The organism is Chitinilyticum litopenaei DSM 21440 (assembly GCF_000428145.1).
Lineage (GTDB): Bacteria > Pseudomonadota > Gammaproteobacteria > Burkholderiales > Chitinibacteraceae > Chitinilyticum > Chitinilyticum litopenaei.
In genome coordinates, this window is sequence record NZ_ATZJ01000024.1 from 11,725 (window position 1) to 28,551 (window position 16,827).

Below are 16,827 nucleotides of genomic sequence, written 5' to 3' on the forward strand. Positions count from 1 at the left end.
AAGCCTTTCTGGCAAAGAGTCAGAAACCTTTTTGAACCACAGTGACACAGAGGGCGCAGAGACAGCAAATCCCTGAGACAATCCGGGGTTTGCCGGGCAGTTTTGCCAATCAGGACTTTTCATACCCCTTCCCCGGTACGGCCGGAGAAGATGACCCCCGAACCGGCCTTGCGCCGGCGGGCAAACGGGCGACAAGCAATACACGGACATGGTGGTAAAAAAATTCTTCGGTGCAAGCACACGGGATGCCCTGCGGCAGGTTCGCGACGAACTCGGCCCGGACGCGCTCATCCTGTCCAACCGGCAGGTGGCCGGAGGCGGCATCGAAATCATGGCCGTGGCCGACTCGGACGTGGCCGCGCTGACCAGCATCCAGACTGTCAGCGCGCCGGCCAAGCCCGCTACCCGTGCCGCGCAGAATGGCGCACGCCTGATGCAGAATGCGCAGACCGAAGCGCCGGCAGCTCGCGCACTGGCTCGCTCCTACGCGATTGCCGACGACGATCAGGAGCCGACCATCAACGATGTGGGCAGCGAGCCACCCTCGGTGCTGCGCAGCAATCGCCGCCCGGTCGTCGAGCCGGCCACCTTTGCCCCTGCCGAAACACCGCGCCCGCGCCGCAACCCGCCGCCACCGGACAGCCAGCCGCACATACCCCCCCCCCGCTTCACCTTTGAAGAGCCCGAAACGGTTAGGCCCCAGGGCAATACCCAGGGGGTCAGCCCGGAAGCCGTCAGTGACATCGCCCGTGAAGTGCGCATGCTGCGCGGCCTGCTGGAAAGCCAGCTCGCCGGCATGGCCTGGGGTGAACTGGCCAAGCATGCACCGGAAAAGCTGGAAATCCTGCGCCAGCTGCTTGGCGCAGGTTTCTGCCCGGCGCTGTCGCGCCAGCTGATCGACAAACTGCCTTCGGGGCAGACGCTGGAGCAGGGCCTCAAATGGGTGAAAGCGGCGCTGGCACACAATATCGGCAGCGTGGGCTCGCAGGACGACCTGATCCAGCGCGGCGGCATTTACGCGCTGATCGGCCCCACCGGCGTGGGCAAAACCACCACGGTCGCCAAACTGGCCGCGCGCTGCGCGCTGACGCACGGCCCGCAATCGGTGGCCCTGCTGACCACCGACAGTTACCGGATTGGCGCGCATGACCAGCTGCGCATTTACGGGCGCATCCTCAGCGTACCCGTGCACGAGATCAAGGATGAAACCGACCTGCAGCTGACGCTGGGCGAGCTGGCGCACTGCCATCTGGTGCTGATCGATACCGTTGGCATGGGCCAGCGCGACATCCGCATCAGCGAACAGCTGGCACTGTTCAACCAGGACAATGTCGGCACGCTGCTGCTGCTGTCGGCCAACGCCCAGTCGGCCACGCTCGACGATGTGGCGCGGCGCTACCGCAACCGCCAGCTGGTCGGCTGCATTCTGACCAAGCTCGATGAAACGATGAATCTGGGCGGCTGCCTCGATGTGGCGATCCGTCACAAGCTGCCGCTGCATTTCGTGACCAACGGCCAGCGCGTTCCGGAAGACCTGCACCGGCCGAACACCGGCTATCTGATCGACCGGGCGTTCCGCGGCCAGCAGGACAGCGGCGTCTACCAGCTGCACAACGAGGAATACCCGCTCTACATGGGCGCCCATGACAGCGGCGGCGATTTCAGCCTGAACTGGGGCGGTGGCAATGGCTAGACGGCAGATTGACCAGGCAGCGGGGCTGCGACAGCTGGTCACTCCGTCGCACAGCCGCAGCATCAGCTTTGTCAGCAGCCTGGGTTCGGCCGGCGCCACCAGCTGCGTCATCAACCTGGCCGCCGCTCTGGTCGAGCGCCAGCGCGAGGTACTGATCCTCGACGAATTCAAGGGCCCGCAGGCCATAGCCCAGCGCCTGCGACTGCGCCAGGACCTGGGGCTGGAGCATGTCCTGCAAAGACTGGTGAGCCTGCCCGATCTGCTGCAAACCAGCGCGCAAGGCTTTGGCGTACTGCCCATCGCCACACCTCCTGCCGCGCTGGCCTGCCTGAACGACATGGAACAGCGCTGGCTGGCCGCCGAATTCGAGCAGCTCACCAGCCATGCCGACTTCATCCTGCTCGACTCGCGCCCATCCACCTCGCACGGCATCACCAGCCTGTCGGTCGCCACCGATGATCTGGTGCTGGTCATGAACAATCGTGCCGACTCGCTGACCGACTGCTACGCCAGCATCAAGCTGCTGAACCAGGAGCACGGCCGCCGCGACTTCCGCATTCTCGTCAACCGCGTGCACAGCCTCGACGAGGCAACGGCACTGTTCCGCCGGCTGAAATCCGTTGCCCTGCATTACCTGGGCGACGCCCTGAATCTGCGCCTGATCGGCTTTGTCCCCGAGGATGAAGGCATTCCCCGCGCCGGCCGGCTGGGCCAGACGGTGCTGGATGCCTATCCGGACAGCGAAGCCAGCATCGCGTTTCGCCAGCTTGCCGACAGCATGCTGCGCTGGGCGCCGCCGGCAAGTCCGGCCGATTCGCCCGCCGGTTTTGTCTACCGGCTGGTCGAATCAAGCCGCCAGCGTTTTGACCGTTACGACGACCCGGCGGCAAAAGCATGAGACACGGCCGCACCGCCCCGCAGTGGCATTTGCAGGAAGGACCGGGCATCTGGCGCCTGGGCGGCGCGCTGCGCCTGCAGGATCTGGAAGAGCTCTGGCCGCAATTGCGCAGGCAACTCAAGGCGGGCGATGCGCTGAGCCTGCATGACCTGCGCGAATGCGATGGCGCGGGCGCGGCCATGCTGTTCGAACTGCAACAGGGTGGCATCCGCTTTACCGACCTGCCGGACGAACTGGCGCGCAAGCTCAGCCAGTTGCAGCCGCAACGCCCCCTGCCCGAGGCACGCAGCACGCCGGCCGGGAACGCCATCAGCCGGCTGGGGCGGCGCGTGGCGCAACTGATCGAGCTCTGGCAAACCCAGGTGGCCTTTGTCGGCGCCCTGCTGCTGGCGCTGCGCAATGTCGCGCCACAGGCCCGCACGCTGCGACTGCGCGAAGTCTGGCGCCTGTGCAACGATGCCGGCACCAATGCGCTACCCATCGTCAGCCTGATTGCCCTGCTGCTGGGCGTGATTCTCGCCTTCCAGTCGGCGCTGCCGATGCGCCAGTTTGGCGCCGAGGTGTTTGTCGCCAACCTGCTGGGCCTGTCGCTGGTCCGCGAACTGAGCCCGCTGATGATGGCCATCCTCTTGTCCGGGCGCACCGGTGCGGCCTATGCGGCCGAGCTGGGGACGATGAAGGTCAACGAGGAAATCAATGCGCTGATCACCTTCGGCATCGATCCCCTGCGCTTTCTGGTGCTGCCGCGGCTGATCGCCTGCACGCTGATGGCGCCGGTACTGACGGTGTTTGCCGAGCTGATCGGCCTGTTTGGCGGCGCACTGGTGATGAAGGGCTTTGGCATTCCCTTCAGCACCTTCATGAACCAGGTCGCCAGCGCCGTGGATGTCAGCGATTTTGTGAGCGGCATCGCCAAATCGGCCATTTACGGCCTGGAAATCGCCGGCATTGGCTGCCTCTTTGGGCTCTCGGCCGGCAATGGCGCCAGCGCCGTGGGGCAAGCCACCACCCGGGCCGTGGTTTACATGCTGGTGACCCTGGTGGTTACCGACGGCCTGTTTGCCGTCGTCTACTACCTGATGGGATGGTAAATGAGCCTGATCGACGTGCGCGACCTGACTTGCCGCTACGGCAGCCGCACCATCCTGCAGGATGTCAGCTTCAGCGTGACGGCCGGCGAAGTGCTGGCCATCCTGGGCGGATCGGGCTGCGGCAAATCGACGCTGCTCAAGCACCTGATTGGGCTCTACCCGCCAGCATCAGGGAGTATCTGCATCGGGGGTGATGAATTTGTTGGGGCGCAGAGCACTACCCGCCAGCGTATCCTGCGACGTATCGGCGTCATGTACCAGTCCGGCGCACTGTTCGGCTCCATGAGCGTGCTGGACAATGTGCGCCTGCCACTGGAAACCTTCACCCGGCTTGATGCCCGCGCCATCGAAACCCTGGCCAGGCTGAAGTTGCGTCAGGTGGGGCTGGAAGATTTTGCCGAACTCTTTCCCGCCGAGCTGTCGGGCGGCATGCAGAAACGCGCGGCCATCGCCCGCGCCATGGTCCTTGACCCGCAAATCCTGTTTCTCGACGAACCGTCGGCCGGGCTGGATCCGCTCACCTCGGCGGGACTGGACAAGCTGATCCGCGAGCTGGCGGCAAGCCAGGGCATGACCTTTGTCGTCGTCACGCACGAGCTGGCCAGCATCAATGCGATTGCCGACCGTGCGATTATGCTGGACAGATCGGTGCAAGGTATCATTGCCACCGGCAGCCCGGCCGAGCTGGCCACGCATCCCGACCCGCTGGTCTCGGGCTTCTTTCGCCGTGAAGCACCTGCGCGCGCGCAATAAGCAGCCGGCAGCGGGTCCGGGCAAGACCGGCACCTTGCCGCGCGCTCTTTGTTTTCATACACCTTCTCCGCTTGCCGCGGAGCAATGCGACCCGGGCAGCTCCCGCGAGCGGCCCGCCAGGTAGGATCGATGGAACAAGCCACACACTTCAAGCTCGGCCTTTTCGTCCTTGCCGCCCTGCTGGCCCTGGGTGCGCTGATGATCATCATCGGCGGCAATACGCTGGGACGCGACGCGGTGATGCTGGAAAGCTATTTCGATGAATCGGTACAGGGGCTGGATGTCGGCTCCAAGGTGCGCTTTCGCGGTGTGGTGATCGGCGAAGTCACCGAGCTGGGCTTCAGCTACGAGGTCTATCAGCAGCAACTGCCGCCGCAGGATCGCCGCCAGTACGTCCGCATCCTGGCCAAGGTCAACAACCCGATTTTCGCCAACACGCCGGCGGCCAAGTCCAGACTGGCCACCGAAATCGGCCGCGGCCTGCGCATCCGCATCACACCACAAGGCCTGACCGGCACCAGCTATCTGGAGGTCGACTACCTCGACGCGGCCGCCAATCCGCCACTGGCCAAGGACTGGACACCCGAATACAGCTATGTCCCCTCGGCGCGCAGCACGGTGCAACAGCTGGTCGGGCGCACGCAGGACATTCTCGGGCGCATCCAGAAACTGCCGCTGGAAGAAACCGTCGACAACCTGAACACCGTGCTGAAAACCCTGAACAACAAGCTCGACCAGATGCCGCTGGAACGCATGACCCAGCGCGCTGATCGCATCCTGGCAGAAGTCGAGAAAGTGCCGGTCGCCCGCATCGCCAGCGACAGCAGCGCCGCCATGCAGGATCTGCGCCTGGCCAGCGGCCACCTGCAAACACTGCTGGCCGACCCGGCCCTGCAGGCGGCGCCAGCCGATCTGGCCGCCGCCAGCCGCCGCGCCCGCGAACTGCTGGACAAGCCCGAGCTGGATTCGGCCATCCAGCGCCTGGACAGCACCATGGGCCGCCTGGACCGCTTGCTGGCCGGGCGCGAAGACGAACTGGGCACCACGCTGGACAATCTGCACGCCATCAGCGGGCAACTCAAACAGCTCAGCGAGCAGCTGAACCGCTACCCCGGCAGCCTGCTGGCCAACCCGCCCCCACCCTATCAGCCGCCGCGATAAGCCCCCATGCGCCCATTTACCATTCCATTCCGTCTGCTGGCCGCATCCCTGCTGGCCATCACCCTCCTGGGTGGCTGCGCCCTGCGCCCGCCTCCGGCGCCGGCACAGGCCTACCTGCTGGGCGCCAGTCGCGGCGAGCAGCACGCCAGCCGGAACGTGACGCTGCAGCTCGCCGAGCCCGGCAGCGGTGCGCCCTTCAGCGAACGGGCGCTGGTGTATCGCGAGAGCGAGCAGCGCTATGTGCAGGATTTCTACCATGTCTTTCACGCGCCGCCCGCACAGCAGCTCCGGCAAAGGCTGGCCGCCTGGCTGCAGGATGCGGGCTTTGGCCTGGGTGGCAGCGATGCCCGCTGGCAGTTGCGCCCGCGGCTGGACGCGCTCTACATCGATGTACGCGAGCCCAAGTCGCCGCAGGCGGTAGTCGGGCTGGAACTCGAGCTGTGGCAATCGCAGACGTCCGGCCCGCGCCTTGTTGCACGCTGGCCCGTCACCACCCGCCGCACGCTGCCCAGCGCACAGGCCGACAGCGCCATGGCCGGGCTTGATCTTGCCCTGGCCGATGCATTGCGGGAAATTGAACTCAAACTGGCGGAGGCGGTATCCCGCACTAGTCCCTGATCCGAATCCTCGGCTACACTGCTTGCACGATTCACATCCAAGATGCGGCTTGCCGCCTTTTCCTGCCCGGCAGCGAAAAGACGGCAAGGCGCTTGCGACGGCCCGCATGGCGCACAAGGCACTTTCCCTTTATCGCAGCACCCAATCCGCCAGTGAAGACGAACGCGTTCGCCAGCACATGCCGCTGGTGCGCCGCATCGCCTATCACATGATCACGCGCCTGCCCGCCAGCGTGGACGTGGACGACCTGATCCAGGTCGGCCTGATGGGGCTGATGGAAGCCGCGCGCAATTTCGACACCGAGGCCGGCGTGCAGTTTGAAACCTATGCCTCGCAACGGATTCGCGGCGCCATGCTGGACGAGCTGCGCAGCGCCGACTGGCTGTCACGCCAGGCGCGCCGCAATATGCGCGAGATCGAAAGCACCGTACACCGCATCGAGCACCAGCTCGGGCGCGCCGCCAGCGAGGGCGAGATCGCCGAGGCGCTGGGCGTGGCGCTCAGCGACTACCAGGCCATGCTCAGCGAAGCACGCGGCCATCAGCTGGTGCACTACGAAGATTTCGCCGACGACGAGGACAACGACCAGCTCGACCAGTACGCAGCCGATGACAAGGCCAATCCGCTGGACATGCTCAGCGATCAGCGCTTCAAGCAGCAGCTGATCGACGCGATTGCGCAGCTGCCCGAGCGCGAGCAGCTGCTGATGGCGCTCTATTACGACGAAGAACTCAACCTGAAGGAAATCGGCGCCGTGCTCGGCGTGACCGAGTCGCGCGTCTGCCAGCTGCACAGCCAGGCCGTCGCCCGCCTGCGCGCCAGGCTTCAGGGCTGGCTCAACCGGTAGCCCCCATGGACAAGATCAGCATCATCGGCATCATTCTCGGCCTTGCCGCCATCATCGTCGGCCAGTATCTGGAAGGCGGCAGCCTGCTGTCGCTGATCCAGCTCACGGCCTTCCTGATCGTCATTGGCGGCACGACGGGCGCGGTGATGCTGCAAACCCAGCCCCGGCACTTCCTGGCGGGGCTGCGCATGCTCAAGTGGATTTTCATCCCGCCACAGCATGACTTCCGGCGCCTGCTGGGCGTGCTCACCAACTGGGGGCAGCAGGCCCGCCGGGGTGGCTTGCTGGCGCTGGAGGCCTTCATCAACCGCGAGCCCGACCCCTACATCAAGCGCGCACTGCAAATGGTCGTTGATGGCGCAGAGCCGGAAACCATCCGCAAGGCGCTGGAGCTGGAGATCGACGCCTTCGATCTGCAGGCACGCGCCAGTGCGCGCATCTGGGAATCGGCTGGCGGCTATTCGCCGACCTTCGGCATTCTGGGCGCGGTGATGGGCCTGATCCACGTCATGGAAAACCTCACCGATCCGTCCAAGCTGGGCGCCGGCATCGCGGTCGCCTTTGTGGCAACGATTTATGGCGTGGGCATCGCCAACCTGCTTTTCCTGCCGATCGCCAACAAGCTCAAGCAGCACATCCAGCGCGAAGTCACCTACCGCGAAATGCTGATGGATGGCATGGTCAGCATTGCCAACGGCGAAAACCCGCGCCTGCTGGAAAACCGCCTGGCCGGCTACCTGCAGCACTGATGGCGCAGAAACAGGCAGGGTATTGCCCCATAACCAACGGCGAAAAAGATTTGCAGGGCGATACCTGGTGACGTATGGTTTTTATGGCCGCAGCGAAGCGGCTCGGTATAATCCTGTGATTCCTTCCCTCGCGCCAGCCCGCTAATGGCCCTGTTCCGCAAGAAAAACGTTGCCAATGCCTCAAGCCGTGCCGCGCTCCCCCCGCAGCTGGCCAATATCCTGCGCGAATCCTGGTGGCTGCTGCTGGTCGCCGCCGTGGTCTACCTGCTCATCGTGCTGGCCAGCTATCATCCGGGCGATCCGGGCTGGTCGCATAGCGCCACCACGCCCGATATCGTCAACCGTGGCGGCGCGCTTGGCGCCTGGATTGCCGACGTCCTGCTCTCGCTGTTCGGCATGTCGGCCTGGTGGTGGATCCCCTTCTGTTTCGTCGCGATTGCCTGGGGTTATCGCCGCATCGACCGCATTTCCGAATCACCACGCCCGGTCGTCCTGCTGGCCTGCACCGGCTTTCTGTTCATTCTTGGCGCCAGCGCCAGCATTGAAGCGCTGCGCTTCCATACCCTGACGCCACCGCTGCCCCAGGCTGCCGGCGGCATGTTCGGCAACTGGCTGGGGAGCCTGCTGCTGCATGGCCTGGGCTTCAGCGGCGCGACACTCGCCGCAGTGGTGGTGTTCTGCATCGGCATTTCGCTGTTCACGGGCCTGTCCTGGTTGCGCGTGATGGAACTGCTCGGCACCGGCCTTGAAAGCACGGCGCTCTGGCTGGCGCGCCGCGTCCAGGCGGCGCGTGATCGCCATATCGGCAAGGAAGCCGCGCGCCAGCGCGACCAGAAGGTGACGGTCGAGAAAAAACGCCAGGAAGAAAAAGCCCCGCTGATCATCGCCCCGGCGCCACCGGATGTGCCGGTGGCCAAGCCGGTCAGCAAGGCCGAGGAAAAGCGCATTACCGAAGCACAGAAAAAGACCGTGCAGCCCATGCTGTTCGACGACCTGCCGCTGGGCAGCAGCCCGGATCTGCCCTCGCTGAAACTGCTGGCCGCACCGCCAGCGGCACAGGAATCGGTCAGCAAGGAGACGCTGGAATTCACCTCGCAACTGATCGAACGCAAGCTTGCCGATTTCAATGTCGATGTGAAAGTGATCGCCGCCTATCCGGGGCCGGTCATCACGCGCTACGAAATCGAGCCTGCGGTCGGCGTCAAGGGCAGCCAGATCGTCAATCTGATGAAGGATCTGGCGCGCGCGCTGGGTCTCGTGTCGATCCGCGTCGTCGAAACCATCCCGGGCAAGACCTGCATGGGACTGGAACTGCCCAACCCGACCCGGCAGATGATCCGCCTGTCCGAAATCCTCTCGTCAGAACCTTTCCACGGCCAGGGCTCCAAGCTCACGCTGGCGCTCGGCAAGGACATCACCGGCAAGCCCATCGTCACCGATCTGGCCAAAGCTCCGCACCTGCTGGTGGCCGGCACCACCGGCTCGGGCAAGTCGGTCGGCGTGAATGCGATGATCCTGTCGATGCTCTACAAGGCCACGCCGGACGAAGTGCGCTTCATCATGATCGACCCGAAGATGCTGGAGCTGTCGATCTATGAGGGCATCCCGCACCTCTTGGCGCCGGTGGTCACCGACATGAAGCTCGCCGCCAACGCGCTGAACTGGTGCGTGGCCGAAATGGAAAAGCGCTACCGGCTGATGAGCCATCTGGGCGTGCGCAATCTCGCCGGCTACAACGCCAAGATCAAGGATGCCGAGAAGCTGGGCCAGAAGCTCACCAACCCGTTCACGCTGACGCCGGACAATCCCGAGCCACTGGAACACCTGCCCTTCATCGTGGTGGTGGTCGATGAATTCGCCGACCTGATGATGGTCGCCGGCAAGAAGATCGAAGAATTGATCGCGCGGCTGGCGCAGAAGGCGCGCGCGGCCGGCATTCACCTGATCCTCGCCACGCAGCGGCCGTCGGTGGACGTGATCACCGGCCTGATCAAGGCCAATATCCCGACGCGGATTGCCTTCCAGGTGTCGAGCAAGGTGGACAGCCGCACCATCCTCGACCAGATGGGCGCGGAAGCCTTGCTGGGCCAGGGCGACATGCTCTACCTGCCGCCGGGCACCGGCTACCCGCAGCGCGTGCACGGCGCCTTTGTGGCCGATGACGAGGTGCACCACGTCGTCGAGTACCTCAAGCAATTCGGCGAGCCGGATTACGTCGACGGCATCCTCAATGGCGGCTTTGACGCCGAGGCGGCCGGCGGCAGCGCTGCAGGCGGAAGTGAAGGTGGTGACGAGAACGACCCGCTGTATGACGAAGCCGTCGCCTTCGTGCTGAAAAGCCGGCGTGCGTCGATTTCCAGCGTGCAGCGGCAGCTCAGGATCGGCTACAACCGCGCCGCGCGCCTGATCGAGCAGATGGAAGCCGCCGGGCTGGTGAGCCCGATGGAAACCAACGGCAACCGCACGGTACTGGTGCCGGGCCAGGAATAAGCCAATCCGCAACACTTGCACGGAAAAATGCGGCAAAACAACAGGGAAGCGCAGATCGTGCTTGAAGACTTCGCCCCGGCTGTGATATAAATGCCGACTTTTCCAGCTTCAGAATTTCAGGAAAGCAATCATGGCACGAGTATGTAAAGTCACCGGCAAGCGCCCGATGACCGGGAATAACGTTTCCCACGCCAACAACAAGACCAAGCGTCGCTTCCTCCCGAACCTGCAATCGCGCCGTTTCTGGGTTGAGAGCGAAAACCGCTGGGTACGCCTGCGCGTATCCAATGCTGCACTGCGTACCATCGATAAAGTTGGCATCGATGTTGTGCTGGCCGATCTGCGCGCCCGCGGCGAACTGTAATCAGAGGTAAAACCAAATGCGTGACAAGATCAAGCTCGAATCCACCGCTGGTACCGGTCATTTCTACACCACGACCAAGAACAAGCGTACCATGCCGGAAAAGATGGAAATCAAGAAGTTCGATCCCGTAGCCCGCAAGCACGTGATCTACAAGGAAACCAAGCTGAAGTAATTCGGCGGCTGGTGACCATACTCGAAAGCCCCGCTCCGGCGGGGTTTTTATTTGCCCGCAAGCCGCGCAAGCCTGGCCACGGCCAATATACGCATATACCCATCAGCCCACAAGCAAGCAAACAAAAAGGCCAGGGCGCAATACCCAAGCCTCATTAGCTGCAAGGCCACGCCCACCGCCTCAAGGCAGATCCCAGACCTGGCGCAAACTGGCTTTCAACATGCTGATCAGCGGATCGCTTTCGCGCTCGGCCGAATAGATGAACTGCAGCGGCGCGCGCGTGGCCAGCTCGCCGCCACGCCACAGCGCAATCGAGCCGTCGGCGGCATAGCGGCGCGCGGTGCGCTCGGCCAGCACGGCAACGCCGACACCCGCCTTGATCAGCTCGAGCAGCGTGGCCTCCTCGTCGAATTCACCCACCTTCAGCGGCGCGATATTGTGGCTGCGCCACAGCTCCTGCGTGATGCCGGCCAGACTGGAGAACTGCGACACCCCCAGCCAGGGCGCGCGCCCCAGCTCCTTCCAGTCCGCATTGGCCAGCGCACCGGCCAGCTGCAGCGGCAGCGCGATGCAAAACCCGATTTCGCTCAGCTGCAGCGTATTGACGTTCTGATAGGGATTGCGCCCCAGATAGAAGCCCGCATCCAGTGTTTTCTTGCGCACTTCATTCAGGATGCCGACCGAAATGCCATGCGTGGTTTCCATGGTCAGCAAGGGGTGGCGCTGACGCAGCAGCGCCAGCCAGGGCCCGAGCTTGAGGCGTGCCGGCACGCCGATGGTGCCGATGCGTACCTTGCCGCGCGGTTCGCCCTGTAGCGCCTTGGCCTTGTGCAACAGATTTCTGGCCAGCGCCAGCATGTTTTCGGCATCGGGGAGCAAGAGCTTGCCGGCCTCGGTGAGCTGCACGCCGCCCGGATAGCGCTCGAACAACGGCATGCCGAACTCTTCTTCCAGCGCCTTGATTTGTGCGGTCACGGCGGGCTGCGACAGATGCAGCAACTCGGCCGCCTGGGTCAGGTGCCCCTGCTGGGCCACCGTCACGAATGTGCGAAGTTGGTAGATTTCCATGCTCATTATGATAGGGCATTCACCTTAGGCTGTCTTGCCGCCCACCGGAAAGACGTAGTCACAAAAACGCGATTTCACCAATAAAAGTAAGGCCTGCGCAATACGGCATAAGACGGCTTGATTTCGCACATCAGAATTTGCAATTAGCCTCCGGGCCGCGCCTTCTCATACATTGCTCACGACAGCCCCTTGTGGCTGGACATACCCATTCCAATCAATCGAGGACAAGGAGAGCAGGCATGGATGAAGCACTCGTCGAGCGCATTCAGTCGAATCCGAAATTCAGGGAACTGGTTCACAAGAAGGGAGGTTTCTCCTGGATGCTGGCCATTGTCATGCTGGTCATTTACTACGGCTTCATTCTGGTGATCGCCTTCTCGCCCGCCACGCTGGGCACGCCGCTGTCGGCAGGTTCGGTCACCACCGTCGGCATTCCGGTCGGCATCCTGATCATCCTGTCGGCGTTTGTGATCACCGGCATTTACGCACGCCGCGCCAACAGCGAATTCGACCGTCTGACCCGCGAAGTGGTCGAGGAGGCCAAGCAATGATGCGCAAATCCCTGCACACCCTGGGCGCGGCGGCATTGCTGGCCTGCGCCACGGCCCCAACCTGGGCCGCCGGCGCAATCGACGGCGCCGTCGCCAAGCGTGACCTGAACTGGCACGCGATCATCATGTTTTTCATTTTCGTCGCCTTCACGCTGGGCATCACCTACTGGGCAGCGCGGCGCACCCGCTCGGCCAAGGACTTCTACGCGGCCGGCGGCGGCATTACCGGCTTCCAGAATGGCCTGGCGATCGCCGGTGACTACATGTCGGCCGCGTCGTTTCTCGGCATTTCCGCCATGGTGTTCGACAAGGGCTACGACGGCCTGATCTACTCGATCGGCTTTCTGGTCGGCTGGCCGGTGATCACCTTCCTCGTCGCCGAACGCCTGCGCAACCTCGGCAAGTACACCTTCGCCGACGTGGCCTCCTACCGCCTTGGCCAGACTCCGGTGCGCAGCTTTGCCGCCACCGGTACGCTGGTCGTTGTTGCCCTTTACCTGATCGCACAGATGGTCGGTGCCGGTAAGCTGATCCAGTTGCTGTTCGGCATGGATTACACCTATGCCGTGGTTCTGGTCGGCATCCTGATGGTGCTCTACGTGATGTTCGGCGGCATGCTGGCCACCACCTGGGTGCAGATCATCAAGGCCATCCTGCTGCTCTCCGGTGCATCCTTCATGGCCTTCATGGTGCTCAAGCACAGCGGCTTCAGCTTCGAAACCATGTTTGCCCAGGCCGTGGAAGTGAAGCAGCAAGCCGCCCAGGCCTTGGCCGCCAAGGCAGCGGTCGCGTCCGAAGTGGCCGCTGCCGCCGTCGCCAGCAATGCGCCGAATGCCTCGGCAGCCGTTGCGAGCGCCGAAGCCGCCGCGAAGACCGCCACCGCCGCCGCGAAGGTCAACATCATGGCGCCGGGCGGGTTGGTCTCCAACCCGATCGACGCGATCTCGCTCGGTCTGGCGCTGATGTTCGGCACCGCCGGCCTGCCGCACATCCTGATGCGCTTCTTTACCGTGAAGGATGCCAAGGAAGCGCGCAAATCGGTGTTCTACGCCACCGGCTTCATCGGTTACTTCTATATCCTGACCTTCATCATCGGCTTTGGCGCGATCACGCTGGTCGCCACCAATCCCGAGTTCCTCGATCCGGCCAAGGGCGGACTGATCGGCGGCTCGAACATGGCGGCGGTGCATCTTTCCAAGGCGGTCGGCGGCGACTTCTTCCTCGGCTTCATCTCGGCCGTGGCGTTTGCCACCATCCTCGCCGTGGTCGCCGGCCTGACGCTCTCGGGCGCTTCGGCGGTGTCGCACGATCTCTACGCCAGCGTGATCAAGAAGGGCAAGGCCAACGAGGCCGATGAAATCCGTGTTTCGAAGATGACCACCCTGGGGCTGGGCGTCGTCGCCATCTTCCTGGGCATCCTGTTCGAGAAGCAGAACATCGCCTTCATGGTCGGCCTGGCCTTCTCGATTGCCGCGTCGGCCAACTTCCCGGTGCTGTTCCTGTCGATGTTCTGGAAGGGGCTGACCACCCGCGGCGCGGTGATCGGCGGCCTGTTCGGCCTGATCTCGGCCGTGGTGCTCATCATCCTCGGCCCGGCCGTGTGGGAAGTGACGCTGGGCAATCCGAAGGGCAGCGCGCCGTTTGCCTACAGCAACCCGGCCATCTTCTCGATGACGCTGGCCTTTGTCACCACCTGGCTGGTCTCCATCACGGACAACAGCGAACAGGCACAGAAGGAACGCGCCCTCTTCCTGCCGCAATTCATCCGCTCGATGACCGGCATTGGCGCGGAAGGCGCATCCAAGCACTAAGCATTACGCCGCACCACGACAACGCCCCGCCCTGCGGGGCGTTGTCGCATTGGGCGCCCTGAAGAAACATCCGGGCTAGACTGGAAAAGGAGGCACCATGAGCAGCAACTTCGATTTCAGCCATTCCCCCTTCGACACGCTGACACCCGCCGAACGCGCGCACGTGGCCGACGCACTCGACATCCTTTACTACCCGGCGCACAGCGACATCCTCGCCCCCGGCGACGAAGTGACGCAGCTTTATGTGGTGATGAAGGGCCTGGTCGAAGAGCGCGGCGAGCACGGCACGGTGTTCTATGCGGCGAACGACGTGTTCGACAGCCGGGCACTCGTTAGCGGCACAGCAGGTATTGCCCTGCAAGCCACGGAGGACACACTACTCTGGCAGATACCCCGCGAGGTGATTCTGGCCATCACCCGCAGCAATGCCGTGTTCGCAGCATTTTTCTATGACGATGTCGCGCGCCGGCTGGCCACGCTGGCGCACAAGCCCTACCGGCAGGAACAGGCGGCGCTGATGCTCTTGCGCGTCAGCCAGTGCCCCTACCGCCCGCCCTGCTGGCTGGACCACAACGCCACCGTCATCACCGCGGCGCGCACCATGCAGCAGGAACACGTCACCGCGGTACTGGTGCGCGGCGCGCGCGGCACCGGCATCTTCACGCAAAGCGATCTGCGCAATTTCGTGATCGACGGTCTGGACCCGCACACCGAACCGGTCGAGTGGCACGCCAATTACGGCCTGATCGGCATCGAGGATGACGACTTCCTGCATCAGGCCATGCTGCTGATGGTGCGTCACACCATCCAGCGCCTGCTGGTCACGCGCCAGGGCGAGATTTGCGGCATTCTCGAACAGGTGGATCTGCTGTCCTGCCTGGCCAACAACCCGCACACGGTCACCGGCAGTCTCGAACGCGCCACCAGCCTGGTCGAGCTGCGCGCCGCCGCCACCAGCATGGCGCAGCTGGTCGTGCAGCTGCACGGCAACGGCATGAAGGTGACGCTGATCGCCGAGCTGGTGAGCGAATTGCGCCAGAAACTCCTGAGCCGCCTGTTCACCCTGCTGGCGCCGCCGGGCATGCTGGAACAGGTCTGCCTGCTGGTGCTGGGCTCGGAAGGCCGCGGCGAGCAGATCCTGCGCACCGACCAGGACAATGCGCTGATCGTCGCCGACGGCTACGACCATCCCCAGCTGGCCGAGGTCTGCGAGCGCTTCACGGCGGAACTGCTCGCCATGGGCTACCCGCCCTGCCCCGGCGGCGTGATGCTCAACACCCCGCAATGGCGGCGCAGCGTCAGCGACTTTCGCCGCCAGATCAATGCCTGGACCGGCGAAGCCAGCGGCGAGCAGCTGCTGCAACTGGCGATCTGGATCGACGCCCGTCCGGTGTGCGGCAATGCCACGCTCCACGCCGGGCTGGACGCGCATCTGCGGCGCTGGCTGGCCGACAACGACGCCTTCCTGGCGCGCTTTGCCTGGCCCATCGAACAATTCGAACCACCGCTGTCGCTCTTTGCCCGGCTGGTGACCGCTGCTGGCGAGCATGGCGAGCTGCTTGACCTGAAAAAGGGCGGCATCTTCCCCATCGTGCACGGTATCCGCAGCCTGGCCCTTCAGTACAAAGTCGTGCAGAGCAATACCTATCAGCGCATCGAAAAGCTGCGCGGGCTGCCGGTGCTGCCCGACGCGCTGGCCAGCGATGTCGCCGAAGCGCTGGCCTATCTGCAGGGCCTGCAGCTGCGCCACGGCATCCGCCTCGAAGCGGCCGGCCAGCGCGCCGACAATCTGATCGACCCGCGCACGCTGTCGACGCTGGAGCGCGATCTGCTCAAGGACGCCCTTGGCGTCGTCAAGCGCCTGCGGCTGGCGCTGCGCCACCATTTCCGCCTGGGGGCGCTGTGAGCCGGCTGGGCGACTGGCTGGCCGGCTGGCAGCGGCAGCGCTGGCTGGCGCGCCTGCGCGAGCCGCGCTTTGCCGGACTCGTCGCCACGCCGCCCCCCGGCGAGTATGTCAGCCTGGACTGCGAGATGAGCAGCCTGGATCCCAGAACCGCGGAAATCCTCAGCATCGCGGCGGTAAAAGTCTGCGGTCGGCGCATCGCGCTGTCCGGGCACCTGCAGCTGCTGGTGCGCCCCAGCGGTCCGATCGCGGCCAGCAGCATTCCCATTCACGGCCTGCGCACGCAGGACGTGGCGGGCGGCCTGCCGCTGCGCGAGGCGCTGGCGCAGCTGCTCGACTTCATCGGCCCGCGCCCGGTGCTGGGCTATTACCTGGAGTTCGATCTGGCCGTGATCGACCGCGCGCTGCGCCCCTGGCTGGGCGTGTCGCTGCCCAACCGGCGCATCGAGGTATCGGCGCTGTATTACGCGCGCATGGTGCATGCCTACCGCCCGGATGTGGACCTGAGCCTGGAGTCGATGCTCGCCACGCTGGCGCTGCCGCAGCTGCCACGGCACGACCCGCTCAATGACGCGGTACTTGCCGCACTGATCTTTCTGAAGCTGCAGGGACAAGGCATACCCGGCAGGCCATAAAGCCCGAAGCAAACATATAAAAA

16 protein-coding genes are annotated in these 16,827 nt (G+C 64.3%); 15 read left to right on the forward strand and 1 reads right to left on the reverse strand.

The genetic code is table 11. The features are described 5' to 3' along the window. Positions 1-208 precede the first annotated feature (208 nt). From flhF to rpmG, 11 genes are all read left to right on the forward strand, one after another. The gene (gene flhF, locus C515_RS20605) at positions 209-1,693 is read left to right on the forward strand and encodes a flagellar biosynthesis GTPase FlhF (RefSeq protein ID WP_051304844.1); all 1,485 of its coding nucleotides are present in this window, start codon (positions 209-211) and stop codon (positions 1,691-1,693) included. Beyond that, the gene (locus C515_RS0110570) at positions 1,686-2,591 is read left to right on the forward strand and encodes a MinD/ParA family ATP-binding protein (protein ID WP_028455514.1); all 906 of its coding nucleotides are present in this window, start codon (positions 1,686-1,688) and stop codon (positions 2,589-2,591) included. Before flhF ends, C515_RS0110570 begins: the two co-directional genes overlap by 8 nt. After that, positions 2,588-3,682, forward strand: coding sequence for an ABC transporter permease (locus tag C515_RS20610; protein ID WP_051304845.1), 1,095 nt, complete (start codon positions 2,588-2,590; stop codon positions 3,680-3,682). Before C515_RS0110570 ends, C515_RS20610 begins: the two co-directional genes overlap by 4 nt. Beyond that, positions 3,683-4,435: an ABC transporter ATP-binding protein gene (locus C515_RS0110580; RefSeq protein ID WP_028455515.1), complete on the forward strand. Its 753-nt coding sequence runs from the start codon at positions 3,683-3,685 to the stop codon at positions 4,433-4,435. It abuts the gene before it with no gap. 129 nt (positions 4,436-4,564) lie between these two features. Then, positions 4,565-5,596: an MlaD family protein gene (locus tag C515_RS0110585; RefSeq protein ID WP_028455516.1), complete on the forward strand. Its 1,032-nt coding sequence runs from the start codon at positions 4,565-4,567 to the stop codon at positions 5,594-5,596. 6 nt (positions 5,597-5,602) lie between these two features. Then, positions 5,603-6,214 (forward strand): ABC-type transport auxiliary lipoprotein family protein, encoded by a 612-nt coding sequence (locus tag C515_RS0110590; RefSeq protein ID WP_028455517.1) that lies wholly within the window; start codon positions 5,603-5,605, stop codon positions 6,212-6,214. Positions 6,215-6,320: 106 nt separating this feature from the next. Further along, complete coding sequence (locus C515_RS0110595) at positions 6,321-7,061, forward strand: RNA polymerase sigma factor FliA (protein ID WP_028455518.1); 741 nt, start codon at positions 6,321-6,323, stop codon at positions 7,059-7,061. Between the two features lie 5 nt (positions 7,062-7,066). Then, positions 7,067-7,810, forward strand: a complete 744-nt coding sequence (locus C515_RS0110600; protein WP_028455519.1) for a flagellar motor protein — start codon at positions 7,067-7,069, stop codon at positions 7,808-7,810. Between the two features lie 144 nt (positions 7,811-7,954). Beyond that, the gene (locus tag C515_RS0110605; protein WP_028455520.1) at positions 7,955-10,300 is read left to right on the forward strand and encodes a DNA translocase FtsK; all 2,346 of its coding nucleotides are present in this window, start codon (positions 7,955-7,957) and stop codon (positions 10,298-10,300) included. Between the two features lie 130 nt (positions 10,301-10,430). Continuing rightward, complete coding sequence (gene rpmB / locus C515_RS0110610; protein ID WP_028455521.1) at positions 10,431-10,664, forward strand: 50S ribosomal protein L28; 234 nt, start codon at positions 10,431-10,433, stop codon at positions 10,662-10,664. Between the two features lie 16 nt (positions 10,665-10,680). Next, a complete protein-coding gene (rpmG, locus tag C515_RS0110615; RefSeq protein ID WP_028453358.1) occupies positions 10,681-10,836 on the forward strand; it encodes a 50S ribosomal protein L33 in 156 nt (51 codons plus the stop codon). Between the two features lie 180 nt (positions 10,837-11,016). Here the strand turns inward: rpmG and C515_RS0110620 are convergent, their stop codons facing one another. Next, positions 11,017-11,904 (reverse strand): LysR family transcriptional regulator, encoded by an 888-nt coding sequence (locus C515_RS0110620; RefSeq protein ID WP_028455522.1) that lies wholly within the window; start codon positions 11,902-11,904, stop codon positions 11,017-11,019. A 239-nt stretch (positions 11,905-12,143) separates the two neighbouring features. Here C515_RS0110620 and C515_RS0110625 point away from each other — a divergent pair, with 239 nt between their 5' ends. The 4 genes from C515_RS0110625 to C515_RS0110640 all read left to right on the forward strand — a co-directional run bounded on the left by C515_RS0110625 (position 12,144) and on the right by C515_RS0110640 (position 16,804). Then, the gene (locus tag C515_RS0110625; RefSeq protein ID WP_028455523.1) at positions 12,144-12,455 is read left to right on the forward strand and encodes a DUF485 domain-containing protein; all 312 of its coding nucleotides are present in this window, start codon (positions 12,144-12,146) and stop codon (positions 12,453-12,455) included. Beyond that, on the forward strand, positions 12,455-14,266 hold the full coding sequence (locus tag C515_RS0110630) for a cation acetate symporter (protein ID WP_169719578.1): 1,812 nt from the start codon (positions 12,455-12,457) through the stop codon (positions 14,264-14,266). The genes C515_RS0110625 and C515_RS0110630 overlap by 1 nt, the downstream gene beginning before the upstream one ends. A 97-nt stretch (positions 14,267-14,363) precedes the next feature. Then, positions 14,364-16,172 carry a putative nucleotidyltransferase substrate binding domain-containing protein gene (locus C515_RS0110635; RefSeq protein ID WP_028455525.1) on the forward strand — a complete coding sequence of 603 codons (1,809 nt, stop codon included), beginning with the start codon at positions 14,364-14,366 and terminating at the stop codon, positions 16,170-16,172. Continuing rightward, a complete protein-coding gene (locus C515_RS0110640) occupies positions 16,169-16,804 on the forward strand; it encodes a 3'-5' exonuclease (protein WP_043649121.1) in 636 nt (211 codons plus the stop codon). Before C515_RS0110635 ends, C515_RS0110640 begins: the two co-directional genes overlap by 4 nt. Positions 16,805-16,827: the final 23 nt, after the last annotated feature.